This window comes from Pseudoalteromonas sp. M8 (assembly GCF_018141365.1).
Classification (GTDB): domain Bacteria; phylum Pseudomonadota; class Gammaproteobacteria; order Enterobacterales; family Alteromonadaceae; genus Pseudoalteromonas.
The window spans coordinates 226,319-250,122 of record NZ_CP047240.1 but is presented as its reverse complement, the minus strand read 5'-3'; the positions used below and the strand labels follow the sequence as shown (position 1 = coordinate 250,122).

Below are 23,804 nucleotides of genomic sequence, written 5' to 3'. Positions count from 1 at the left end.
CTTAGTTGACGGCGCTACTGCAGATGAGCAGGTACGGCAATACCTATTTCTTTATAATACTTCAGCGCACCGGGATGTAGTTTTGCAGGCAGTCCCATGAGTGCCTTTTCTATCGCCATGGCTTTAGTCGCTTTATGGATGGTTTGAAGAAAGACTAAATTTTCATAAATTGCCTTGGTGAGCAGATATACATCTTCCTCACTCATGTCTTTATGTGCAGCAAGAAAGTTTGGCTGGGCAATCGTTTTGATTGCGTTAGTTTGGCCGGGGTAAGTGTTAGCTGGGATCTCGAAGCGTGACCATAGCTCTACCTCAGCGTTGACTTTATTTAGCTGCTCATCAGTAAAATCCAGCACCGCGATACCATTGGCATCGGCTGCATAAGCACTTGTAATAGCGCTGACAGGTACTCCTGCTGGAATATTCATTCCCGCAATCTGACCATTTTGTAGGGCGCTAGAAGAGCCCGCGTAACCTTTATGCACCAAAGTGAATTTGTCACTATCAACGCCCAGTGCAGCCATGATGTGCTTCCCAGAACCTTCCGTTCCAGAGTTACGCTTACCAATGCCAAACCCTTGTGAATATAGGTTTTTCAAATCTGAGACGTTGCCCGTTTTGGCATACTTCTTAGCAATGACAAAGTGCTCTACGTTTTGCCACAACATAGTCACAGAACGCAGATAATCTTGTTTACCAACGGGTGCCATTGCCCCCGTCCCCTGCGTCGCCCACGCACCGTAAAGACCCTGTAGAATAGCCAGTTCAGCTTCTTTATTACGCATGAGTTTGAGGTTATCACCAGAGCCGGCAGAGGTAATGGCCGAGACACTCATGCCATGCTGCGGCGTGACTTTTAGCTTAGTTAGTGTCGCAATCGCGACGCCTACTGGGTAAAAAGTGCCACCAGATGAGGCTGTCGCCAAAATATAGGATCTGTCTTTATCTACATTAGCAAAGCTTGCAAAAGTACATAGTGACATTGTGATACTGAGCACAGCAGAAATTGTGCGAGCCGAAAGACCTAACATCTTTACACTCCCTAATTTTAGGTTTTATATGGGCTTATTGTGCACACCTTTACGCAATTAACCAAATTTTTACGTGGCTGGTGGCAGGATATCAGCATATAGAATAGGGAGATTAAATGGTGAGAATATGGATTTTAAGCTATCGAAAGCAAATATAAGAACATTATCGAGTTGTTCGTTATAAACATCACAATGACAGGAATGATGCTTCTATAGGAGAATGACCCTGTTCGCAGGTCGCGATATAAAATCGCTGCTACGAGGCATTAAAAAGTCTGTATTTCTTATTTGAGAATGACCCTTTTCATTGATCGCGATCTAAAATCGCTGCTACGAGGTATTAAGAAATCTGTATTTCTTATTTGAGAATGACCCTTTTCACTGGTCGCGATATAAAATCGCTGCTACGAGGCATTAAAAAGTCTGTACGCCTTATTGGAGGATGACCCTTTCATTGATCGCGATATAAAATCGCATCTACAAGGCATTAAAAAAGGCCGTACTCTTTATCAGAGAACGACCTTTTTTATGTGTGTTACGACAATCTACAGATTACTCTTCGATTGTTGCTACAACACCAGCGCCTACTGTACGGCCACCTTCACGGATAGCGAAACGTAGACCTTCGTCCATCGCGATTGGTACGATTAGCTCAACAGTCATCTTGATGTTGTCGCCTGGCATTACCATTTCTACGCCGTCTGGTAGCTGGATGTCACCAGTTACGTCTGTTGTACGGAAGTAGAACTGTGGACGGTAACCTTTGAAGAAAGGAGTGTGACGACCACCTTCATCTTTCGAAAGTACGTATACTTCTGAAGTGAATTTTGTGTGTGGCTTGATTGAACCAGGCTTACATAGTACTTGACCACGCTCTACTTCATCACGCTTAGTACCACGTAGTAGTGCACCGATGTTCTCACCCGCACGACCTTCGTCTAGAAGCTTACGGAACATCTCAACACCCGTACAAGTTGTCTTCGTAGTTTCTTTGATACCTACGATTTCTACTTCGTCGTTCACGTTGATGATACCAGCTTCTACACGGCCTGTTACTACTGTACCACGACCCTGGATTGAGAATACGTCTTCGATAGGCATGATGAATGGCTTATCGATGTCACGCTCTGGCTCTGGGATGTAAGAATCTAGTGCTTCTGCAAGCTCAACGATCTTCGCTTCCCACTGCTCTTCGCCTTCTAGTGCTTTAAGCGCTGAACCTTGGATTAGTGGTAGGTCATCACCTGGGAAGTCGTACTCAGAAAGTAGTTCACGAACTTCCATCTCTACTAGCTCTAGTAGCTCTTCGTCGTCAACCATGTCACATTTGTTCATGAATACGATGATGTAAGGTACACCAACCTGACGAGAAAGTAGGATGTGCTCACGTGTTTGAGGCATAGGACCGTCAGTAGCTGCAACTACTAGGATCGCGCCGTCCATCTGTGCAGCACCTGTGATCATGTTTTTAACATAGTCAGCGTGTCCTGGACAGTCTACGTGTGCATAGTGACGAGTTGGTGTGTCATACTCAACGTGTGAAGTTGAGATTGTGATACCACGCTCACGCTCTTCTGGAGCGTTATCGATTGATGCGAAGTCTTTTGCTTCACCACCGTATACTTTTGCAAGTACGTTAGTGATTGCTGCAGTTAGAGTTGTTTTACCGTGGTCAACGTGGCCGATTGTACCTACGTTTACGTGCGGTTTTACGCGTTCAAACTTTTCTTTTGCCATGACGAAACCTATAAGTTTTGTGTATCTAGATTACATATAAAAATAATCCACGACGAGTGTGGATTAGAATTATTCAGTCTATTATAAATATTTTTTCGACAATTCAAAGGAAGTATTTGAGAAGATTCTTCGGAGACTGGTGCTGATAGGCAGATTTGAACTGCCGACCTCACCCTTACCAAGGGTGCGCTCTACCAACTGAGCTATATCAGCACGCCAGACGAACTGGAGCGGGCAGCGGGAATCGAACCCGCATCATCAGCTTGGAAGGCTGAGGTAATAGCCATTATACGATGCCCGCTTTAGGAACCTGTTCTTAACTACCTCTAACCGTCAAGAATAAAGTGGTGGAGGGAGCTGGATTCGAACCAGCGAAGGCTGAGCCGTCAGATTTACAGTCTGATCCCTTTGGCCGCTCGGGAACCCCTCCACGTAAAATTCTTTCCTAAAGCATCCTATACAAGATAGGGTAAAAAGATGGTGCCGACTATCCGAGTCGAACGGATGACCTACTGATTACAAGTCAGTTGCTCTACCAACTGAGCTAAGTCGGCACTGCTTTAGTACGGGGCGAGATATTAGAGCAACCATTGACTTGATGCAACAGGAATATGCAAAAAAATTTAAATTTATTGTTCAAACGCTCAGTTTTAAGCCAATCCCATGACATTTTTACAGTTATTGTGGGTTTTTCCACCAAACTGACAGCCCTTTGAATACCAAAAGGTCATCAAAAACCGCTGACGCCACATGATTTTTTATTAACTCGCCATATCCACCTGCACACAATACCAACGCAGACTCATTATTAAGTTGCTGTTTTGCACTATGTACGAGCCCAAGTGTTGCGGCTAACGCACCATTTTTCACCGCCTCTGGTGTATTTTTAGCAAATTCTGCGGCAAAAGGCGTGTTCTCATCACAAAATACCCGCTCTGCACGCGCGGTAATACTGGAAATCATGAGATCGATACCTGGTAAAATCCACCCTCCCATGTGTATCCCATGTGCAGTCACTACATCAACCGTGGTCGCAGTGCCAGAATCAATTACGATAATATCTTGTGTTGGATATAGAGCATGCGCGGCGAGTACCGCAAGCCACCTATCAATTCCCAAATTTTTAAAACTAGGATAGGCGCAAGTTACCCCAGCTCGCCTTGCCGATACTTGTGCTTGCTCTAGCACAAGACCAAACTCAGAGGCACGACTTTCCACCCACTGTAATCCCGCCACCTTACCAACCTGAGAGCAGACAATTGCGGTTAGCTTTTGCCATTCAATATCACTTTCTTTTACTGGACTAATACGGCCTTCATGCTCAAGCGCATATTTAACTGCAGTATTACCTACGTCGATTAGCAGTTTCACGATATCACCTTTCTTAACGAAATTTCACCGCCATAAAAAGCTTTAAGCTCACCATCTTGCCTAAGCAATAAGCCTCCTTGCATATCGATGCCTTCACAGATCCCACGCCATTCTCTTTGTCCTGTACTCAAGGTCACTGCGTCACCTTTAAAGGCATTTAGACTATTCCATTCGGTCACCATTTCGCTCAGTCCAGACTCTTTATACTGGGCAAGACGCTCAGACAAAGAGTGAGTGAGCTGCACCACTAACTGATTTTTATCAATTTGGCCTAAGTGCGTTTGCAGATCTGTCCAAGCTTGATCGATGTGTTTAGAGGCAGATTCTGGCATGCATATATTTAGCCCAATCCCAATCACGAGATGGCAAGGCCCTTCCACCTGCCCCTCTAGTTCAACCAAGATCCCCGCCAGTTTTTGCTGGTTGAGATATATATCGTTTGGCCATTTTAGTTCAACGGAAATACCATAAAGGACCTTTAACGCATCATATACTGCAAGTCCTACAGCAATGGATAAGCCCATCGCCGCTTGCATGCCAGCGTCAAACTGCCAGTAATAACTGTAATAAAGGTTAGCACCAAAGGGCGATTGCCATACCCGACCTCTGCGCCCTCTGCCAGCTTGCTGCATTTCAGCCACCAAGACATGGCCTGAGCCTATATTCTGCTTGTCCTGCAAACGACGCATTAGCTCGCTATTCGTTGAGTCTATAATTGCGTGATATTCGATTGGACACTCACTTTGAAACTGCTGTTGCCATAGAGTATTCAACTTACTTTGATGAATAAGCGGTAAGCTATAATTGAGTTTATAACCGCGGCCATTGACTCGAAAAATATCCACGCCCATCTCTTGCAACGCCGCTATATGCTTCGCAATAGCCGCGCGACTAATACCTAATTGCTCGCCAAGTTCTTGCCCTGAGATAAATTCTCCTTTATTCAAGGCCGCTAAAATCGTTTGCTTTTTATGATCAGGCGTTTTCATGGCATTCCACACTTTGTAACTGACATTCACCATGCTTTGTTATAAGGCGCACTTCATGCTCGAGTAACACAGCAAATTTTTGCCAAACGGTTTGCTGAATATGGCTCACTAACTGTGTTAAATCTTCACCGGTGCTGCCACCAGTATGAACAAGTACCAGTGCTTGTTTCTCATACACACGAATGGCTCCACGGTGGCAGCCTTTTAGACCCGCTTTGTCAATTAACCAGCCAGCCGCAAGTTTTACATGGTCATTGTCCACATCAAACGCTGGCATCTCTGGAAATTTACTTTGCAACTGAGCTGCAAACGCCCTATCAACTACTGGGTTTTTAAAAAAGCTCCCGGCATTTGCAAGCGTCGCAGGATCGGGCAATTTACTGTTTCGAGTAACTATCACCGCTTCACAAATCTCTTGCGCGGTTGCTGTATCACTCAAGCTTTGTAGAGGGCCATAACTTAACGTTGGCTGCCAACGTTTAGGCAAAGTCAATGTCACTTCAGTAATAACAAACTTATCTTTTAGGCGGTGTTTAAAGACTGAATCTCGATAGCCAAATTCACACTCGGCATTTGTTAATGTCGTGAAGCGCCGCTCAGCGATATCAAACCCTCTAACGGCGGTGATAAATTGTGATACTTCAACGCCGTAGGCGCCGATATTTTGTACCGGCGCCGCACCAACAGTACCAGGGATCAGCGCGAGATTTTCTAACCCGTCAATTTCGTTATCAAGCAGCTTTGTAACGAGCTGGTGCCAGTTTTCTCCAGCTGCGACTGTAACAACATAACTATCATCTTGTTGCTCGATATCGACACCTAAGGTCGCAAGCTTAATAACGGTTCCAGCATAGTCTTCCAGAAAAATGGTATTACTCCCTTCCCCAATTAAAAAGAAAGGACGACTGAAATCGAGCTCAACCAGCGCATGTGGATCTGTGATAACGATAAGGGACTCGCAACCCGACGGCAGCGAAAAAGTGTGATAAGACTGCAAACTAGTCACTGCAGCACCTTGCCAATATTAACTAAACTGGCGCTAGTGTAGCGCATTGCCCTGACTTACGCATTAACGTCATCTTACCCATCATTTTATGTAACCCATCGGCTAATACTGTTTAAATGGTTAGAAATTAGTTATGTTAGCCGTTCTAATTGGGAATATTCTTTTTATAAGAGCAGCATTATGATGAAACTTTCGGCACTTACGCTCAGCCTTGCCATGGCTGGCCTTGTCCACACTGCTGATGTAAACGCAGCCGTTGACCAACACACTTACGCCAATCTTAACGATGTTATTACCACACACTTGCATTTAGACCTAGACGTTGACTTTGAAGATAAGCAGCTAGAAGGTTTTGTTGAACACACGCTAGATTGGCAGAACCGCCAAGCAAGAACACTGGTACTAGATACGCGTGACCTCGAAATCGACAAAGTGATGTATCAAGGTAGAGATGATAAATGGCATACCGCCAAGTTTGATCTTGCCAAGCGCGATGATGTGAAAGGTGCTAAGTTAACTATTCACTTTAAAGAGCAAGCAAAAAAAGCACGTATTTATTACAACAGCTTGCCAGTAGCATCAGGTCTACAGTGGTTAACACCGCAGCAAACCGCAAGTAAATCTCACCCATTTATGTATAGCCAGTCTCAAGCTATTCATGCTCGTAGTTGGATCCCTGTGCAGGATACGCCAGCAATGCGTGTGACTTACTCTGCTCGCGTACATACGCCTAAAGATGTGCGTGCGGTAATGAGTGCGGACAATACCGGCGCATTGATCAAAGATGGCGATTATTGGTTTGATATGCCGCAAGCTATCCCACCGTACCTAATTGCAATTGGTGCAGGTAACCTTGAATATAAAGAGATGTCGCACCAAACTGCGATTTTTGCAGAACCGCAAATCCTCGATGCCTCTGTTGCAGAGTTTAACGATACACAAGCGATGATCGACAAAACCAATGCCATGTATGGTGAATACGCTTGGGGTAGATACGACCTGCTCATGTTGCCGCCTAGCTTCCCGTTTGGAGGTATGGAAAATCCACGCCTGTCATTTATCACGCCAACCGTAGTTGCCGGTGACAAAAGTTTAGTAAACCTAATCGCCCATGAGTTAGCGCACTCTTGGTCTGGCAACTTAGTGACCAACGCGACGTGGGAAGACCTATGGCTAAATGAGGGTTTCACCTCTTACGTTGAAAACCGTATTATGGAAGAAGTGTTTGGTCGTGACCGCGCGGTGATGGAGCAAGCACTTGACGCTGCTGGGCTGCGTGCACAACTTAAAACTATCGCCGCTCCTGATACACGCATGAATTTAGAGCTTAATGGCCGCGATCCTGACGATGCGTTCAGCTCTGTACCTTACACTAAAGGTCAATTATTCCTTATTTATCTAGAAGAAAAGTTTGGTCGTGACAAGTTCGACAAGTTTGTTAAAACCTACTTTAACACTTTCTCTTTTAAATCTCTGACTACTGATGAATTCGTCGCGTACTTAGACAAACACTTACTACAGCAATATCCTGGTATCGTGAGCTTAGAAAAAGCCAAAGAGTGGATTTATGAGCCAGGCTTGCCAAGCGACGCACCGAACCCAACTTCTGATGCCTTTGAAAAAGTGGATGCGCTAACTCAAGCTTGGTTAAAAGACGAGAAAACACTTGCAGATTTACCGACCGACGCTTGGACAGTACATGAGTGGCTGCACTTTATTAATAACTTACCAAGAGATCTCGCTATCGAGCGTATGGAAGCCTTGGACAAGGCATTTAAGCTGACGCAATCGACCAACGCTGAACGCGCATTTGCTTGGTATATGCTAGCAGTAGGTAACGGCTATCAAGCTATTTACCCAGACCTTGAAAAGCACCTGGTAAGTATTGGTCGTCGCAAGCTTATTGTGAATTTATACAAGTCACTCATTAAGCATGGTAAACGTGACTGGGCTTACCGTGTTTACCAACAAGCACGTCCGGGATACCACCCGCTTGCTCAAGGCACCATCGACGCTTTGTTTGAATAATACATTTCAAAAACAAAAAGAGCGCTTCTGTGAGCGCTCTTCTCTATTTTAAGTTTAAGTTCAAACTTAAATTACTTGTGATATTGACGGCTAAATTCGTGAACCGCGTTGATGAAAACACCTGCATTTTCAGGGTCAACATCAGGCGTAATACCATGGCCTAAGTTAAACACATGACCATTACCTTCGCCAAAGCCGGCTAATATATGCTGAACTTCTTCACGAATACGCTCATGGGTACCGTGTAGCATTGAAGGATCCATATTACCTTGTAGTGCAACTTTATCGCCTACACGACGTTTTGCATCGGCAATATCAATCGTCCAGTCAAGGCCAACTGCATCACATCCAGTGGCTGCAATCGCTTCAATCCATTGACCGCCGTTCTTCGTGAATAATGTCACAGGTACTTTACGACCGTCATTTTCACGAATAAGACCGTCTACAATTTTATGCATATATTGTAGTGAAAACTCTTTGTAGTCACGCGGGCTTAATACTCCACCCCAAGAGTCGAAGATCATTAGCGACTGAGCACCCGCTTTTACTTGCGCATTTAGGTAGTCGATAACCGAATCAGCCACTTTATCTAGCAGTAGGTGTAGTGTCTGCGGCTCCGCAAACGCCATCTTTTTAATCTTACCGAATGTTTTGCTGCTACCGCCTTCAATCATGTAAGTCGCTAGTGTCCATGGTGAGCCTGAGAAACCAATAAGTGGTACTTCACCTTTAAGCTCACGACGAATTGTGCTCACCGCATTCATTACATAACCAAGCTCATCGGTTGGATCCAATTTAGGTAGCTTTTTAACATCGTCTAACGATTGGATAGGACGCTCAAACTTTGGACCTTCACCGGTTTCAAAGTAAAGTCCAAGTCCCATTGCATCTGGAATAGTCAAAATATCGCTAAACAGAATCGCCGCATCTAGTGGATAACGACGAAGCGGCTGTAATGTCACTTCACATGCCAGCTCTGCATTTTTACAAAGGCTCATAAAGTCACCAGCTTGTGCTCTGGTGGCACGATACTCTGGTAGATAACGACCAGCTTGGCGCATCATCCATACTGGTGTGACGTCAACTGGTTGTTTTAATAGCGCTCGTAAATAACGATCGTTTTTTAATTCGCTCATAGCGTCTCTATTCCAATACTTAAATTCAATTGTGCGGATTGTATCACTAAGTGCACATGGGCACTATCTAAACTATCCTTGCCAGCGCCTCGTCATGATCTAGATTAAACCTCACTTTATTAGGAACAAATTCATAAGCTTGTGTAAAAGTTACCGAAACAAGCAATTAAACTGTTTGCAACACGATTAAAAGGTTGGTATAAAATTACCGCGTTAGAAAAATAACAACAAAACACCTTCAATTAAAAAAATAACAACATTACGCAACAAGCTAAACTGCTATTTTGAACCACCTTGAGTTTCTCTCGGTGGTTTTTTTATTTTTATCCTCCTGAATTTGTTAACATTCCCGATAATCAAACCAATAATCTTTTGATCTTTTTACGCTTTTACAGAAAAAATTGGTTGACCTTTTGCCCCGTTTCCCTTTCCATAGAGGTAGGTAACCCGCTTAAGGAGAATCACTATGCTTTCGCAGTTAGAACAAGCCCAACAGAAATGGGGAGGTAGCCATAGTGTTATTGATGCATGGTTAGCAGAGCGTCAGGAACTATTGGTTTTATATTATAAAGTTGCAGGATGCTCACCAACTCGAAATGGTAAAGCACTTCCTGAGCAAGTTGACATTCAGTCATTCTGCCAGATTTTGATGGACTATCTTTCAGCTGGTCATTTTGAAATTTATGACAACATTGTTGAGGCCTGCCAAGAAAAAGGCCCTGAAAGCGCAAAATTAGCTCAGTCACTGTACCCTCGGATCACAGATACGACTGATACCGCACTTGATTTCAACGACAAATACGCTGAAGTAAATCAAGAAACGCAAGAATTAGCAGACTTCGATAACGACTTGTCTGTATTAGGTGAAACGCTTGAGTTACGCTTCCAATTGGAAGACGAACTGATCGATAACCTTTATTCTAATCACACTGAATAGTCTAAATTTGCGGGCACCAAAATATAAAAAAAGGTGAGATAGCTATCTCACCTTTTTCTTTACGGACACTGCCAAATTATTCAGCAGCTTCTTCAGCTTCGTCTTCGATACCTAGCAGTTCAACTTCAAATACCAGTGTTGAGTTAGCTGGAATTTTACCAAGGTTACGAGTGCCGTATGCAAGCTCCGCAGGAATAGTAAACTTATACTTAGCGCCAGTGTTCATTAACTGTAGACCTTCAGTCCAACCTGCAATTACTTGATTTAGGTTGAAAGTAGCAGGTTCATTACGTGCGTAGGAACTATCGAACTCAGAACCATCTAGCAACGTACCTTTATAATGTACTGTCACCTTGTCTGTTGCGACTGGCTTTTTACCGTCGCCTTCGCTTAGCACTTCATATTGAAGACCTGACTCAGTCACCTGAACGCCTTCTTTCTTCGCGTTTTCAGCTAGGTACTTATCACCTTCCTCTTTATTCTTCTTCGCGTCAGCTTCAACCTTAGCAGCTTGCTTTTCACGAACAGAAGAATCTAGTGAAGTGAGTACTTCACGAATTTTTGCTTCATCCAGCTTAGCTTCACCAGCCAGTGCATCTTTAAAACCACGCATTAATAACTCTTGATCAAGTTCAATGCCTAGCTCTTTTTTATCCGCTAAGTCTTTTTGCAAAAAGTTACCAACTGAAGCACCGATACCGTATGCTTGCTGTTGCACTTCTGTATCTAGCTTAACTTCAGCAGGCTTCTGCTCTTCTGCTTTTTTATTACACGCTACTAGTGCTAACACTGAAGCAGCAACGAGTGACAGTTTAATCGTCTGTTTCATTCTCAACTCTCCGACAGTCCCTACTATCAAAACACCAATGCTCGCGCAAGAGAGCTTGATATGCGGTGCCATTGTTAATTTTATATTAATAAGAAAAGGTGCTAGCCACATTAACATTCTCTAATCAGAATGCCAATATGCATTTGCTTGCCATTATCGCGTAACGACATTACGCTTTTAATACGCTAATATCAAAATAATATCTTGTTTTTAGTGCCTTTAGTCTACCTGTGATAGACTTCGGAGTTAAGGAGGATTTACCTAACTTATGGTCAAACTCGTCAACATTAAGTGGACAAGCCTCCTCTTTGCATGCGCGATGCTAAGTTGCTTCACCTTAACCGGCTGTGGCCCTGACACTTCAAAAGCCGTTATGACCGTGGAACATGCCAGCAGAGGCGCATTTTCTGCAGCAATCTCTACGGACGGTCACTACAGCCTTGTTTCTTCCATAGAGCATGGGGCCGTACTTTGGGATAATCAAGAGCAAGGCCTCAAATTTCAATGGCGTCACTCCGATGTCCCCGATGATCTCATTCACTCACTGGCTTTAGCTAATGACAACTCCACGGCCGTCACTGCCACTGATAAGACTTTCGCCATCTGGAGCATCGAAAGCGGTCAAAACCTAGGATATTTTGAGATCGAGTCTGGCACTATTCGAGATATCGCAATTAGCAATGCGGGCCGATATTTACTCTATGCCCGCAGTGATAACGTTGTCGTTCACCTCGACTTAGAGAGTGGAAGGCGGATAGAGTTCCTTGGACATCAAGAAAATATCAATTCTATTGCCATGTCTCCCAATGGTCACTTTGCCTTAACCGGAGGCAACGACTATACCGCCTACTTTTGGGATACTAGAACGGGGCAAGTGATCCACCGCTTTAACCACCCAAGTCGTGTGACCAAAGTTGCATTAGATGACCAAGGAAGATTTGCTTTTACCGCAGATAGCATGAAAAAAGCGAGCATTTGGCAATTAACTTCTGGTGATCTCAAAGCGCAATTACAGTATATTGCTCGCCAGAAAATTTTCAGTGCAGTGCGCTTTAATCAAGACGCAACGCTCTTGGCTACCGGCTCACCTAACCGCGAGCTTATTTTATGGCAAGTGAGTGATGGCGAACGATTGCAAACTTGGCGTGTACAACCTCGAGAAGGCAGCCGCCCTAAGTCTGCGGTTGTATTTGACGTTGCTTTTCAAGACCAAGACACTGCATTGCTAACCGAAAGTTCCAGCGGACTACTGGAAAAATTTGCGCAGGTGAAAAAGCCATGAATGAAATCGAAAACAGAATTACTGAGCTTGAGGCTAAGCTTGCCTTTCAAGAAGATACAATCGAAACCTTAAATGAAGAGCTAAAGGCACATCAGCAGCGCTTGGCTAAAATGCAACGACAAATTGAGCTATTGGCAGAGAAAATGAAGGAAGGCCGCGATCCGGGTTTAATGCCTCAACATCAAGAGCCACCACCACCGCACTACTAACAAATAAATTGAAAACCGGGGTGAACACTCACTCCGGTTTGAACACCCCAATGACTTGCTCAAACTGGCGTGTGGAAGCCTGTACCGCGTCTTTCGGCTGTGACATTACGTGGCCACACTCAACACATTCAACTTTTTCAACATCATGCTCTTTGTAGAGCATCATTACGTCGATTTTTTGGCATTCTGGACAACTTGCCCCTGCAATAAAACGCTTCTTAACTTTCAACTCTACACCTCTAATGAACACCGAGTTTAAGGTTTGTCATTTTATCCTAATTTTATTTGTCATGATACGCTTGGAGTAAGGGATTGGATCCATGCTATGATGCGCGCAATTTAGACAGACTTTTAGAATTATGATCCAACTTTCTGATATCGAGCTACTTCGTGGCAGTAAAACACTGCTAAAACAAGCTAATGCAACGCTTTATCCGCAACATAAGGCGGGCCTTGTCGGTGCCAATGGCTGTGGTAAATCATCTCTCTTTGCGCTGCTAAAAGGTGAGCTGCAACTCGATTCTGGTGATTTTTCTATTCCAAAAGATTGGTCTATTGCATCGGTAAAACAAGAAACTCCTGCACTCTCCATTAGCGCCCTCGAGTATGTACTTCAGGGACACCCTGAATACTATGTTTTGAGAACGCAACTACAACAAGCGGAGCGGGACGGTGATGGTGAACTACAAGCACAAGCACACCAACAGCTAGAGAATATCAAAGGGTATAGTATTGAAGCCAAAGCGGGTGAACTACTCCATGGCCTTGGCTTTAGCAATGAACAGATTGAGTTTGCCGTTAGCGACTTTTCTGGTGGTTGGCGCATGCGCTTGAACCTTGCGCAAGCGCTGATCCGCGATGCCGATTTATTGCTTCTGGATGAGCCAACCAACCACTTGGACTTGGACGCTGTTTATTGGCTAGAACGCTTTTTGCGCGCCTATCAGGGTACATTAGTGCTTATTTCTCACGACCGCGAATTTTTAGATGCAGTTGTTGGCGAGATTTGGCATATCGACCAACAGCAGATCAACGTCTATAAAGGTCACTATTCTCAGTTTGAACGTCAAAAAGCAGAGCGCATGGCACAGCACCAAGCGCTTTACGAGAAGCAACAAGAAACGATTGCACATTTAGAGAAGTTTATTACCCGCTTTAAAGCGAAAGCGAGTAAAGCAAAACAAGCGCAAAGTCGAGTGAAGGCCCTTGAACGCATGGAAATGCTCGCGCCCGCTCATGCAGATTCACCATTTAATTTTGAATTTGCAGATCCAACGAGCTTGCCTAATCCATTGATGACACTAGAGCAAGCCAAAGCGGGCTATGGTGACGTTACCATTTTGCATGACATCAAGCTTAATCTGGTCCCAGGTAGCCGTATTGCGTTACTTGGCCGTAACGGTGCTGGTAAATCGACCCTAATCAAGTTACTTGCCGGCGATTTAACCCCACAAGCAGGTGAAGTATTTCAACACCAAGGATTAAATGTCGGCTATTTTGCTCAGCATCAGCTTGAGTCTCTCGATCTTGAGGCCAGTGCGGTTACCCATATTCAACGTCTAGACCCTAAAGTACCAGAGCAGCTTATTCGTGATTTCTTGGGCGGTTTTGCTTTTCATGGTGATAAGGCTCTCGAACCCGTTGCGCCGTTTTCTGGTGGCGAAAAAGCACGACTCGTACTTGCGATGCTGGTGTATCAAAAGCCGAACCTGCTGTTACTCGATGAGCCGACCAACCACCTAGATTTAGAAATGCGACACGCACTTGTGATGGCCTTGCAAGGTTTTGAGGGTGCAATGGTCACGGTTTCCCACGATCGCCACATGCTGAAAAATACCGCTGACGAGTACTATTTAGTTGATAATGGAACCGTTTCTCAGTTCGGCTATGACTTAGATGCCTATTACCAATGGCTTATGAATGCCAATAAAGAGCAAGCGAAACCAAGTGGCTCAGAGGCTGAACCAAAGCAAAACTCTAATGCCAATCGTAAAGAGCAAAAGCGTCTTGAAGCCGAATTCAGAAAAACCATTCAGCCGTTGAAAAAGTCGATTGAAAAGCTCGAGAAACAGCTCGACAAGCTCACAGAGCAAGCAGAGGAAATTGAGCAAGCTTTGGCTGACAACAGCCTATACACGGACGAGAACAAAGCAAAATTAAGTGACTTACTGGCAAAACAAGCCAAGATAACCCCAGAGCTTAATGACACAGAAGAAAACTTATTAATGGCATTGGAAGAGTTAGAAGAAAAGCAAAATCATTTCGATGAGACTGGAGAGATATGCTAAGTCGTGAAGACTTTTGGCAGTTTGCCTGTGAGTTCTACAGCCGCCCGCAAATGCAATCGCGGCTGCTGAATTTGCAAGATGCTGCAGGCAAAAATATCAACCTGTGCCTGTTACTTTGTTACCTAGACACTTTAGCACTGACGATTACCCCCGACACCCTAACCGCACTGGTAAAGACTGCTAAGCAATTTGACCAAGCGGTGCTACAACCCCAACGCGCGATCCGCCATACCCTAAAAACACATCATCAAGACTACCAAGACTATAAAAAGTTACGAGCTGCGATGCTGACTGCAGAGCTTGAGCTTGAAAAGCGCCAACAAGTGCTATTGTTGGAAACATTAAAGCGCTTTTCGTTTGCGCCACTGCAATCATGTAGCAATGTGCTGCTCTATTTGAGTCAGAGTGAGTACGACGCTTTATTCAATACGGCTGACTTCTAAGCCATTAAATAAATATAAGCCCTGATATTTACCCAACTTAGATATAAAACCTGATCGAGATCAAGCCTTTGTCTAGGTTTAATTTCACTCAGGATTGAAACTTGATCTTGATCATATCAAGCCCCTCAGACCTCCACTACTATTTACTCATCGACAAATTAGGAGGCACAGCCATGAACGTATTCTTTAGAGACTTTTTTTCCGACCCTGTGTTGTTTCTGTCTTTTGGCTTTTTAGGGATTGTAATTTTGCTGTGCTGTTATTACGTCTATTTTTTCATTAAAAAAGTCATGGACGCTGAAGTACCTAATGAACAATAGAACAGATTTAAATGTATTACCTTGGGGCGATTGAAGAATAAAGTAGTAGAAGATCGGCTCGACGTAGTTCCCCAACTTGCAGAATTAAGCACGACGCACAAAGCACCTTATCAGTTTACTGGTCGGGTGCTTTTTATTTGCTTAACCCTCAACTGATAATACGTTAAACTGGCTAAAACGTGTTTTGCAACTGGATAGCTTCCTTTCTTTGCTTTGCGAGCAACCGTCAAAAAGACGCAGTTTCTATTATGAATCAAGCCATGAAAACAATAACAGCCGATAATTACGAATTTAAACCCGCTTGGTGGATGCGCAACCGCCACGCCCAAACCATACTTCCGCGATTCTTTAGGCCTAGATTACAGATGCCCGTCGACTATGAAACACTAGACACACCAGACGATGACTTTTTAGAACTTGCATGGGCAAAACACGGCGATAAATCGGCACCTTTGGTTGTGGTATTACATGGGCTAGAAGGCAATATCAACAGCTTTTATGCAAAAGGCCTATTAAAAGCGTTGGTACACCATGGTTTTGATGCCGTACTGATGCACTTTCGCAACTGCTCACGTGAAGTGAATCGCCAAGCTAGGGCTTATCATAGCGGCGAAACCTCAGATCTTGGCTTTTTTATAGACACGCTAAAAGCCCGTTTTCCTAAACGGCCATTATTTGCGGTTGGCTTCTCGCTCGGCGGTAATGTACTTGCCAAATACTTGGGAGAAACCAAATCGCAAAGCGGTCTTGAAGCTGGTGTTGTCGTCTCAGCGCCTTATCACCTTTCTTCCTCTTGTCAGGTGATCAGAAAGAGCTGTTTTAAGCTCTATCAAAAATACTTGCTAGACAGGATGAAGAAATCTTTTTCACGTAAGCTAGACACCATCCAGTCGCAAATTAGGATAGACAAGCCTGCCCTTTATGCCATTGATGACCTTTGGCAATTTGACGATAAGATAACGGCACCGCTGCATGGTTTTAACGGCGCGGAAGACTATTACGCACAAGCAAGTTCGCAGCCCTACTTAACCCAGATCACGACACCAACACTCCTGATCCACGCCGAAGATGACCCCATGCTATCATCACAAGCCGTGCCTACAGCCGCTCAGGTTAACTCACCGGTGACGCTCGCAGTGAGTCCCCACGGTGGTCACGTAGGGTTTATTTCGGGAAGTAACCCCTTAAACCTAGGTTTTGGCTAGAAAGCGTTATTCCACAATATTTACAGCAAATTTATAGTAAGGCTAAGTAGTATGCTCATTCCCTATCAACAACTTCCGCAAGAGACGCTAGACAATCTTATTGAGCACTATGTGCTGCGAGAAGGAACAGACTATGGCGATACCGAGGTCAGCACCGAGAGCAAAGTCGCGCAAGTGAAAGCACAGCTAAAATCCGGAGAAGCGCTGATCGTTTTCTCAGAATTACATGAATCTGTGAATATTGTTAGCAAACAACAATTTCAAGCAATGCAAGCACAGGAAGATTACGAGTATTAAAAAACCTTCAGCTTTCTTTGTATTTAGCGCTAATCGTAAACAGTTGTCGAAGTGACAGGAGTTGTTACAATCAAATTTCTATAACTATAAAGGAAAGGCAATTTTATGAAGCTCGGCACTGCTCTTTGCGCCCTAGCGCTGGCTGTTTCTAGCGCTTATGCAACTGAATACAAAGCCTCTGAGCGCGCAGTTAAACTCGCTCACGATAACATCCTAATTGATACACACATCGACGTTCCATATCGCATCCAAAGTAAATGGGATGATGTTAGCCAAGCAACCGAAGGCGGTGATTTTGATTACCCTCGCGCGATAAAAGGCGGTCTTAATGCGCCATTTATGTCTATTTATATTCCTGCTAATTTAGAATTTGAAGGTAAAGGTAAAAGCTATCAACTCGCCAATCAACTGATTGACGGTATGGAAGCCTTAGCACATCGCGCACCAGATAAATTTGCAATGGCTTACAATACCGACGACATTTATGCGCAATTTGACAGTGGTATTATGTCTATCGCGATGGGCATGGAAAATGGCTCGCCCATTGAAGGTGAGATGAAAAACCTTAAGCATTTTTATGACCGTGGCGTACGCTATATCACCTTAGCACACTCGCAAAGCAACCATATTTCTGACTCTTCTTATGATGTACGCCGCAAATGGAAAGGCTTAAGCCCATTTGGTAAAGAGCTTGTGGTTGAAATGAACAAAATTGGTATGCTCATTGATGTATCACATATTTCCGATGACGCCTTTTATCAGGTTATGGACATTTCAAAAGTACCGGTCGTTGCTTCACATTCATCCCTGCGCAAATACACCCCAGGATTCGAGCGCAATATGGATGACAAAATGCTCAAAGCCTTGGCAAAAAATGGCGGCGTGATCCAAATTAACTTTGGCTCGAGCTTTGTGACGGCAAAAGCTGGAGCTTGGTATGACAAGCGTGACGAAGCACAAAAAGAAGCCAAAGACAAAGATCGCACCGATTTTAGAGCGGCGTTTAGAGCAAAAAATCCGTTTCCATTTGCCACACTTGATCAAGTGCTAGATCACATTGACCACGTCGTTAAGTTGATAGGGATAGATCACGTAGGGATTGGTTCAGATTACGATGGTGTGGGTGACTCACTACCGGTTGGCCTGAAAGACGTGTCAACGTATCCAAATCTTGTGCAAGGTCTCTTGGATAGAGGTTACAGCGACGCTGATATCAAAAAGATTTTAGGTGGCAATACCCTGCGCGTGTGGAAACAAGCTGAGGCTTACGCAAAGAAGTTTGCTAAATAACCTCAGGTTAAATAACTGTTCAAACCACTGATTTATAAGGTGTGCCGCACGGCATACCTCACAAGACCTTAGACTTTAAACTGAGATAATTCATTCACCAATTTACTGGTGACTCGCAGCACATCATCCGAAATTTGGTGCGTTTCTCCAGACAACCGCTCGCCGTCCAATGTTTTGTCATTTAAATCAGTTAAATTACTGCTAATCTCAGTAGACACTGCATTTTGCTGCTGAGTCGCATGAGCGGTTTGCTCTGAAAGCTCAGTCACTTTCACCGCACTTTGTGCAATTAACTCCAATAGCTCCGTTGCCTTCGTAAAACTTTCTACTGCAACATCAACATACTGCTTACCATCTTCAATGGTCTTTTGTGAGTCCTCTACGCTATGGGAGAATGCTTCCAACATCTTCTGAATATCATTAGTGCTGTCTTGTGTTCGAGTGGCCAGTGACCTAACCTCGTCAGCTACCACTGCAAATCCACGACCTTGTTCGCCTGCTCTTGCCGCTTCTATTGCCGCGTTGAGCGCTAATAAATTGGTTTGCTCAGCGATCCCGCGAATAACATCAAGCACTTGCGTAATGTTTTCAGAGTTTTTTTGTAAAGCTAACGAACTGGAGAGTGCCGCTTCCATATTATCAGCAAGATGAGTGATTTTTTGTTTTGAATCAGCCAACACCGTTTTACCTTGTGCTGCGTAGCGATGTGAAGCTTCAGCTTCTTTCAATGAGTTTTCTGCCACCGACGAGACTTCTTGACTTGAGTGACTAAGCTGATTCACCGCGCTAACAATGGTATGTGATGACTTACCAAGCGAGTCGATTAAGTCATGGCACTGTGTGGCATAATGACTGAGTTTTGACGACAAACTCGACAGCTCGCCACCATCTTTCACAAGTGCTGTAACCATCGCCTGTAAACTCTCGAGAAAATGATTAAAGTTTAGCGATAGCTTTGCAAACTCATCATTTCCTTTGATTTCAATGCGACCAGTTAAGTCTCCGTCTCCAGAGGCGATTTCAGAGATCCTATCTGACACAAAGTTTATCTGCTTTGCTAGCTGACGAGGGATTCGATAAGCAATCCAACAAGCAATACCAAGTAGGAGCAAGGCACCAACACCAAGACCCCACTTTATCTGAGTAACCTCAGCAACGACTAACGCGCGACTTGCAGCAGATTTTCCATCGGCTAATTCACCGGCTTTATCAAGCACATCACGAACTGCACCAAATAACTTAGCCGACTCAGTTTGAAGCGCTTTATCTGTCGGGGTTTTAATACTCGCCACCGTCACGCGATACCAACTTTGAAAGTCCGCGTCAAAAGTTGCAAAACTACCCAGCTCACTCTGGTGGAGTGACATAAACTGAAGATACTTTTGATAGCGCTGTTTCACCTGCTCGGCGTTTTCTTCAAAATCCGCCCGCTTATCTTCACCAGCTAATAATTTGAGGTAGGCTTCTTGAGCTTGATAAAAGTCTCTATCCGCATTGAGTACCACTGACACGGCTTTTAAATAGTTTTCAGTTTGGATCTCAAGTGCCGATTGCACTTTATTGAGCAACACCGAAAAACCAAAAAACACAAATAGCAACACGATCGTCAACATAGCCGTAGGCAACGAACTTTTGACTCGAATACTATGTAAATCCATCTTCATACACCTCAAACAAGAGATAGTAAAAGCCTAGACCATATAAAGATTTATAGACAAATAATCTTCACCCATTCAAAAGAAAACAAAATAATTACATTTCATTATTTGTTTTACAACAACACTTCTTTGTATTATTTTTAAACAGATCACGCTATCGGTTTCGTGATAACAAACTTAATAAATCTATAAAAAGGATATTGAAAATGAAAATAAAGCTCCAAAAAAAGCAGCTAAAAAAACTCACTCAAGATAACAAACTACCTCAGGAAGCAACTCCTCAAGTAGCCGGAGGTGATTATACGAGAGTTTACGGATGTCAGGACACGATGAAATGTGCATCTCGCCAAGACATCTCAGCTTGTTGCAATCACTCCGATCTTGCTAGCTGTCAAATCGGATTCACCTGCCTTTGCTAAATCTATTCACTTTTTAACAGCGGGTTTCCATAACCCGCGTATAGGTTGTTGCTCACAGTGTAAGTATTAAGATTAATTCCAATTTAAGAAATGCATCAAACAACAGCAACACTCAGGCTTTGAATAATAAAAAGTGGATGATTTATTTCTCTGTATATAGCGAAGAAAACTGACTGTCCATTGAGAGGGTTTTAGGTAACTGAACTAAAAAGGCTGATTGCGGGAACCATTAATTTATGAAGAGTGAACCGACGACTTTTGTACTAGTTCTTTAGAGTGTGCAGTCCAATTAAGAATTGGTTGCGGGAGTCGTTAATTTATGAAGAGTGAACCGACGACTTTTGTACTAGTTCTTTAGATTTTACAGCCCAATTAAGAATTGGTTGCGAGAGCCATTAATTTATGAAGAGTGAACCGACGACTTTTGGAGTAGTTCTTTAGAGTGTGCAGTCCAATTAAGAGTTGGTTGCGGGAGCCATTAATTTATGAAGAGTGAACCGACGAGTTTTGGAGTAGTTCTTTAGAGTGTGCAGTCCAATTAAGAGTTGGTTGCGGGAGCCATTAATTTATGAAGAGTGAACCGACGAATTTCGGAGGAGTTCTTTAGATTTTACAGTCCAATTAAAAATTGGTTGCGGGAGCCATTAATTTATGAAGAGTGAACCGACGACTTTTGTACTAGTTCTTTAGAGTTTGCAGTCCAATTAAAAATTGGTTGCGGGAGCCATTAATTTATGAAGAGTGAACCGACGAATTTCGGAGGAGTTCTTTAGATTTTACAGTCCAATTAAAAATTGGTTACGGGAGCCATTAATTTATGAAGAGTGAACCGACGACTTTTGTACTAGTTCTTTAGAGTTTGCAGTCCAATTAAAAATTGGTTGCGGGAGCCATTAATTTATGAAGAGTGAACCGACGACTTTTGTACTAGTTCTTTAGAGTTTGCAGTCCAATTAAAAATTGGTTGCGGGAGCCATTAATTTATGAAGAGTGAACCGACGAATTTCGGAGGAGTTCTTTAGATTTTACAGTCCAATTAAAAATTGGTTACGGGAGCCATTAATTTATGAAGAGTGAACCGACGACTTTTGTACTAGTTCTTTAGAGTTTGCAGTCCAATTAAAAATTGGTTGCGGGAGCCGGATTTGAACCGACGACCTTCGGGTTATGAGCCCGACGAGCTACCAGGCTGCTCCATCCCGCGCCTGTATGTTTTTGTGAATCTATTCTTCGTCGGGTACCGACGACCTTCGATTCTTTCCAGGTTTAGCGAGTCCGACGAATGATTTATCATTCTGCTCCATCCCGCGCCTGTATTTGTACTTAATTTTAAGTCTTGTACTTGAGACTTTATACATCCAACTGATGTTGGTTGCGGGAGCCGGATTTGAACCGACGACCTTCGGGTTATGAGCCCGACGAGCTACCAGGCTGCTCCATCCCGCGCCTGTATATATTTGTGAACCTACTCTTCGTCGGGTACCGACGACCTTCGATTCTTTCCAGATTTAGCGAGTCCGACGAATGATTTATCATTCTGCTCCATCCCGCGCCTGTATTTGTACTTAGTTTTAAGTCTTGTACTTGAGACTCTATACATCCAACTGATGTTGGTTGCGGGAGCCGGATTTGAACCGACGACCTTCGGGTTATGAGCCCGACGAGCTACCAGGCTGCTCCATCCCGCGCCTGTATATATTTGTGAACCTACTCTTCGTCGGGTACCGACGACCTTCGATTCTTTTCAGGTTTAGCGAGCTCGACGAATGATTTATCATTCTGCTCCATCCCGCGCCTGTAAACTCTTAAAAAGGACTTCCCTTTCAAGAGGCCGCTATAATAATGGATTAAAATTTTATTGCAAGGGATTTAATGCTTAAAACAATTCAAGTGCGCAAAAATCCCACAACCTTCAACTTAAACCGTTATTTATTCTATCGTTCGATGATGTGGACTGATCAACTTTTGCCATTGCCAATCGGGATGCCCCATAACAATAAAGTCTGGGTTTTCGGTAGTTTCTCGTCGATTGTAGGTCAGCGGGTTAAACTCAGCATCGGTAATACAACCTCCGGCTTCTTCGACGATGATTTGTGACGCGCCAGTATCCCACTCTCCCGTTGGCCCTACTCGTAAAAAACAATCCGCCTTACCTTCTGCGATAATGCAGGCTTTTAATGAACATGACCCAAGTGCCACAGTGTCGAACTGACTATTTAAGTACTGACTAACCGCTTCAAGCTTTTGTCTGCGACTTACTGCCAATGTCAGCGTTTCTCGTGGCGAGACGAAAATACGTTTACTTTCGCCTGAGTCACTGCGTTTAAACGCACCTTCATCTTTGCTCGCGTAATATGTCAGCCCTTGAGATGGCCAGTAAATGACGCCTAACACAGGATGATTATTTTCGATTAACGCAATATTGACGGCAAAGTCACCGCTTTCAAGAATAAATTCCCCAGTGCCATCCATAGGATCGAGTAACCAGTAGCGCTGCCAATCTTGTCGCTCACTCAATGGTGGAATTGGTGTTTCTTCAGACATTACCGGAATGTCAGGTGCTATTTCAGCAAGACCCGCCATTAAGATCTCATTAGATGCCAAATCAGCTGCAGTGACAGGAGTGTGGTCAGACTTTTCTTTTTTACCAATATCATCGGCTTGATAAATTGCCATAATGGCTTCACCGGCACGTTTTGCCAGTGCGATGCAAGGCTCTAAATAGGACTGCAATTTACGCCTCCAGATTCAAATGTGCTTTTAATAACAGTAGTGCCGCGACACTTCTTGCTTCGGTAAAGTCCTCTTGCTGTAACAGGTCATATAATTTATCTAGCGGCCACTTCACTACTACCAATGGCTCTGGCTCATCACCTTCAAGCTGTTCAGGGTAAAGTTCACTAGCGACCAAAATATGCATTTTGGCATTAAAGTAACTCGGTGCCAGTGACACTACTTTGAGTTCAGAGAAAGCATTTGCACCAAAACCTACTTCTTCTTTTAGCTCTCGATTACCCGCTTCCACCGGGGTTTCGCCTGGGTCAATTAGCCCTTTGGGAAAGCCGAGTTGATAGTCATGTGTTCCTGCACAGTATTCTCTCACTAATAATAGCTCATTATCAGCCGTTATGGGCACGATCATTACTGCGCCACGGCCACCGCCACGGACTCTTTCGTATTCTCGTTGCTCGCCATTCGAAAAAGATAACGAAAGTGCTTCTACCGTGAATAATTTGCTTTTAGCCACGACGTCGCAAGCTAAAATTTCTGGTGGTGTGGGATGCTTTTTATGTGACATAGATCATTATTTGCTATCATGGCGAATAACC

General features: G+C 43.9%; 20 protein-coding genes, 7 tRNA genes and 1 pseudogene. 10 read left to right on the top strand and 18 right to left on the bottom strand.

Annotation, left to right across the window (positions count from 1 at the left end):
* Positions 1–14: 14 nt before the first annotated feature.
* The 9 genes from GSF13_RS06260 to murB form a co-directional block, all read right to left on the bottom strand.
* Positions 15–1,031 (bottom strand): TAXI family TRAP transporter solute-binding subunit, encoded by a 1,017-nt coding sequence (locus GSF13_RS06260; RefSeq protein ID WP_010607734.1) that lies wholly within the window; start codon positions 1,029–1,031, stop codon positions 15–17.
* Positions 1,032–1,583: 552 nt separating this feature from the next.
* Positions 1,584–2,768, bottom strand: a complete 1,185-nt coding sequence (gene tuf, locus GSF13_RS06255; protein ID WP_119230648.1) for an elongation factor Tu — start codon at positions 2,766–2,768, stop codon at positions 1,584–1,586.
* A gap of 137 nt (positions 2,769–2,905) precedes the next feature.
* Positions 2,906–2,981 (bottom strand) — tRNA-Thr (locus tag GSF13_RS06250).
* 13 nt (positions 2,982–2,994) lie between these two features.
* Positions 2,995–3,069 (bottom strand) — tRNA-Gly (locus tag GSF13_RS06245).
* Positions 3,070–3,113: 44 nt separating this feature from the next.
* A tRNA-Tyr gene (locus GSF13_RS06240) sits at positions 3,114–3,198 on the bottom strand.
* Positions 3,199–3,246: 48 nt separating this feature from the next.
* Positions 3,247–3,322, bottom strand: a tRNA-Thr gene (locus GSF13_RS06235).
* Between the two features lie 124 nt (positions 3,323–3,446).
* On the bottom strand, positions 3,447–4,139 hold the full coding sequence (locus GSF13_RS06230) for a type III pantothenate kinase (protein WP_010607927.1): 693 nt from the start codon (positions 4,137–4,139) through the stop codon (positions 3,447–3,449).
* Complete coding sequence (gene birA / locus GSF13_RS06225; RefSeq protein ID WP_174170915.1) at positions 4,136–5,128, bottom strand: bifunctional biotin--[acetyl-CoA-carboxylase] ligase/biotin operon repressor BirA; 993 nt, start codon at positions 5,126–5,128, stop codon at positions 4,136–4,138. Before birA ends, GSF13_RS06230 begins: the two co-directional genes overlap by 4 nt.
* Complete coding sequence (gene murB, locus GSF13_RS06220) at positions 5,115–6,134, bottom strand: UDP-N-acetylmuramate dehydrogenase (protein WP_211867521.1); 1,020 nt, start codon at positions 6,132–6,134, stop codon at positions 5,115–5,117. The genes birA and murB overlap by 14 nt, the downstream gene beginning before the upstream one ends.
* A gap of 183 nt (positions 6,135–6,317) precedes the next feature.
* Here murB and GSF13_RS06215 point away from each other — a divergent pair, with 183 nt between their 5' ends.
* Complete coding sequence (locus GSF13_RS06215; protein WP_211868959.1) at positions 6,318–8,162, top strand: M1 family metallopeptidase; 1,845 nt, start codon at positions 6,318–6,320, stop codon at positions 8,160–8,162.
* Positions 8,163–8,233: 71 nt separating this feature from the next.
* Here the strand turns inward: GSF13_RS06215 and hemE are convergent, their stop codons facing one another.
* Positions 8,234–9,298, bottom strand: a complete 1,065-nt coding sequence (gene hemE / locus GSF13_RS06210) for a uroporphyrinogen decarboxylase (RefSeq protein WP_010374544.1) — start codon at positions 9,296–9,298, stop codon at positions 8,234–8,236.
* A 466-nt stretch (positions 9,299–9,764) separates the two neighbouring features.
* On the opposite strand from hemE, the gene GSF13_RS06205 reads away from it, so the two are divergent.
* On the top strand, positions 9,765–10,235 hold the full coding sequence (locus tag GSF13_RS06205) for an Rsd/AlgQ family anti-sigma factor (protein WP_010607921.1): 471 nt from the start codon (positions 9,765–9,767) through the stop codon (positions 10,233–10,235).
* Between the two features lie 76 nt (positions 10,236–10,311).
* On the opposite strand, the gene fkpA is transcribed toward GSF13_RS06205, so the two are convergent.
* On the bottom strand, positions 10,312–11,064 hold the full coding sequence (fkpA, locus tag GSF13_RS06200) for an FKBP-type peptidyl-prolyl cis-trans isomerase (RefSeq protein ID WP_026001096.1): 753 nt from the start codon (positions 11,062–11,064) through the stop codon (positions 10,312–10,314).
* Between the two features lie 268 nt (positions 11,065–11,332).
* Here fkpA and GSF13_RS06195 point away from each other — a divergent pair, with 268 nt between their 5' ends.
* Both GSF13_RS06195 and GSF13_RS06190 read left to right on the top strand, forming a co-directional pair.
* Positions 11,333–12,346 carry a hypothetical protein gene (locus tag GSF13_RS06195; protein ID WP_010607919.1) on the top strand — a complete coding sequence of 338 codons (1,014 nt, stop codon included), beginning with the start codon at positions 11,333–11,335 and terminating at the stop codon, positions 12,344–12,346.
* A complete protein-coding gene (locus tag GSF13_RS06190) occupies positions 12,343–12,555 on the top strand; it encodes a SlyX family protein (RefSeq protein WP_010374533.1) in 213 nt (70 codons plus the stop codon). The genes GSF13_RS06195 and GSF13_RS06190 overlap by 4 nt, the downstream gene beginning before the upstream one ends.
* A gap of 28 nt (positions 12,556–12,583) precedes the next feature.
* Here the strand turns inward: GSF13_RS06190 and GSF13_RS06185 are convergent, their stop codons facing one another.
* On the bottom strand, positions 12,584–12,784 hold the full coding sequence (locus tag GSF13_RS06185; RefSeq protein ID WP_010374531.1) for a YheV family putative zinc ribbon protein: 201 nt from the start codon (positions 12,782–12,784) through the stop codon (positions 12,584–12,586).
* A gap of 130 nt (positions 12,785–12,914) precedes the next feature.
* Here GSF13_RS06185 and GSF13_RS06180 point away from each other — a divergent pair, with 130 nt between their 5' ends.
* The 6 genes and pseudogenes from GSF13_RS06180 to GSF13_RS06155 all read left to right on the top strand — a co-directional run bounded on the left by GSF13_RS06180 (position 12,915) and on the right by GSF13_RS06155 (position 18,398).
* Complete coding sequence (locus GSF13_RS06180) at positions 12,915–14,843, top strand: ATP-binding cassette domain-containing protein (protein WP_174170917.1); 1,929 nt, start codon at positions 12,915–12,917, stop codon at positions 14,841–14,843.
* Entirely contained in the window at positions 14,837–15,286 is a 450-nt protein-coding gene (locus tag GSF13_RS06175; RefSeq protein WP_102055885.1) for a TIGR02444 family protein, read from the top strand. Before GSF13_RS06180 ends, GSF13_RS06175 begins: the two co-directional genes overlap by 7 nt.
* Before the next feature lie 173 nt (positions 15,287–15,459).
* Positions 15,460–15,606, top strand: a complete 147-nt coding sequence (locus tag GSF13_RS06170) for a hypothetical protein (protein WP_010374526.1) — start codon at positions 15,460–15,462, stop codon at positions 15,604–15,606.
* 248 nt (positions 15,607–15,854) lie between these two features.
* Positions 15,855–16,861: pseudogene (locus tag GSF13_RS06165) on the top strand (hydrolase).
* Position 16,862: 1 nt separating this feature from the next.
* Positions 16,863–17,108, top strand: coding sequence for a YheU family protein (locus tag GSF13_RS06160; protein WP_010607914.1), 246 nt, complete (start codon positions 16,863–16,865; stop codon positions 17,106–17,108).
* A 105-nt stretch (positions 17,109–17,213) separates the two neighbouring features.
* On the top strand, positions 17,214–18,398 hold the full coding sequence (locus tag GSF13_RS06155; RefSeq protein WP_102055884.1) for a dipeptidase: 1,185 nt from the start codon (positions 17,214–17,216) through the stop codon (positions 18,396–18,398).
* 68 nt (positions 18,399–18,466) lie between these two features.
* Here GSF13_RS06155 and GSF13_RS06150 read toward each other — a convergent pair whose 3' ends face one another.
* The 6 genes from GSF13_RS06150 to nudE all read right to left on the bottom strand — a co-directional run bounded on the left by GSF13_RS06150 (position 18,467) and on the right by nudE (position 23,773).
* Positions 18,467–20,056 (bottom strand): methyl-accepting chemotaxis protein, encoded by a 1,590-nt coding sequence (locus GSF13_RS06150; RefSeq protein ID WP_206471654.1) that lies wholly within the window; start codon positions 20,054–20,056, stop codon positions 18,467–18,469.
* A 1,546-nt stretch (positions 20,057–21,602) separates the two neighbouring features.
* Positions 21,603–21,679: transfer RNA gene (locus tag GSF13_RS06145), tRNA-Met, on the bottom strand.
* 165 nt (positions 21,680–21,844) lie between these two features.
* A tRNA-Met gene (locus GSF13_RS06140) sits at positions 21,845–21,921 on the bottom strand.
* Between the two features lie 165 nt (positions 21,922–22,086).
* Positions 22,087–22,163 (bottom strand) — tRNA-Met (locus tag GSF13_RS06135).
* Positions 22,164–22,404: 241 nt separating this feature from the next.
* The gene (gene cysQ, locus GSF13_RS06130; protein WP_138580560.1) at positions 22,405–23,208 is read right to left on the bottom strand and encodes a 3'(2'),5'-bisphosphate nucleotidase CysQ; all 804 of its coding nucleotides are present in this window, start codon (positions 23,206–23,208) and stop codon (positions 22,405–22,407) included.
* A gap of 1 nt (position 23,209) precedes the next feature.
* Positions 23,210–23,773, bottom strand: coding sequence for an ADP compounds hydrolase NudE (gene nudE, locus GSF13_RS06125; RefSeq protein WP_010607909.1), 564 nt, complete (start codon positions 23,771–23,773; stop codon positions 23,210–23,212).
* Between the last annotated feature and the right edge of the window lie 31 nt (positions 23,774–23,804).

What these genes read in the sequence shown, in the direction of transcription:
- GSF13_RS06260 (WP_010607734.1), bottom strand. Translation starts at nt 1,031, where the DNA reads ATGTTAGGTCTTTCGGCTCGCACAATTTCTGCTGTGCTCAGTATCACA.
- tuf (WP_119230648.1), bottom strand. Translation starts at nt 2,768, where the DNA reads ATGGCAAAAGAAAAGTTTGAACGCGTAAAACCGCACGTAAACGTAGGT.
- birA (WP_174170915.1), bottom strand. Translation starts at nt 5,128, where the DNA reads ATGAAAACGCCTGATCATAAAAAGCAAACGATTTTAGCGGCCTTGAAT.
- GSF13_RS06215 (WP_211868959.1), top strand. Translation starts at nt 6,318, where the DNA reads ATGAAACTTTCGGCACTTACGCTCAGCCTTGCCATGGCTGGCCTTGTC.
- hemE (WP_010374544.1), bottom strand. Translation starts at nt 9,298, where the DNA reads ATGAGCGAATTAAAAAACGATCGTTATTTACGAGCGCTATTAAAACAA.
- GSF13_RS06205 (WP_010607921.1), top strand. Translation starts at nt 9,765, where the DNA reads ATGCTTTCGCAGTTAGAACAAGCCCAACAGAAATGGGGAGGTAGCCAT.
- fkpA (WP_026001096.1), bottom strand. Translation starts at nt 11,064, where the DNA reads ATGAAACAGACGATTAAACTGTCACTCGTTGCTGCTTCAGTGTTAGCA.
- GSF13_RS06195 (WP_010607919.1), top strand. Translation starts at nt 11,333, where the DNA reads ATGGTCAAACTCGTCAACATTAAGTGGACAAGCCTCCTCTTTGCATGC.
- GSF13_RS06190 (WP_010374533.1), top strand. Translation starts at nt 12,343, where the DNA reads ATGAATGAAATCGAAAACAGAATTACTGAGCTTGAGGCTAAGCTTGCC.
- GSF13_RS06180 (WP_174170917.1), top strand. Translation starts at nt 12,915, where the DNA reads ATGATCCAACTTTCTGATATCGAGCTACTTCGTGGCAGTAAAACACTG.
- GSF13_RS06175 (WP_102055885.1), top strand. Translation starts at nt 14,837, where the DNA reads ATGCTAAGTCGTGAAGACTTTTGGCAGTTTGCCTGTGAGTTCTACAGC.
- GSF13_RS06170 (WP_010374526.1), top strand. Translation starts at nt 15,460, where the DNA reads ATGAACGTATTCTTTAGAGACTTTTTTTCCGACCCTGTGTTGTTTCTG.
- GSF13_RS06160 (WP_010607914.1), top strand. Translation starts at nt 16,863, where the DNA reads ATGCTCATTCCCTATCAACAACTTCCGCAAGAGACGCTAGACAATCTT.
- GSF13_RS06155 (WP_102055884.1), top strand. Translation starts at nt 17,214, where the DNA reads ATGAAGCTCGGCACTGCTCTTTGCGCCCTAGCGCTGGCTGTTTCTAGC.
- GSF13_RS06150 (WP_206471654.1), bottom strand. Translation starts at nt 20,056, where the DNA reads ATGGATTTACATAGTATTCGAGTCAAAAGTTCGTTGCCTACGGCTATG.
- nudE (WP_010607909.1), bottom strand. Translation starts at nt 23,773, where the DNA reads ATGTCACATAAAAAGCATCCCACACCACCAGAAATTTTAGCTTGCGAC.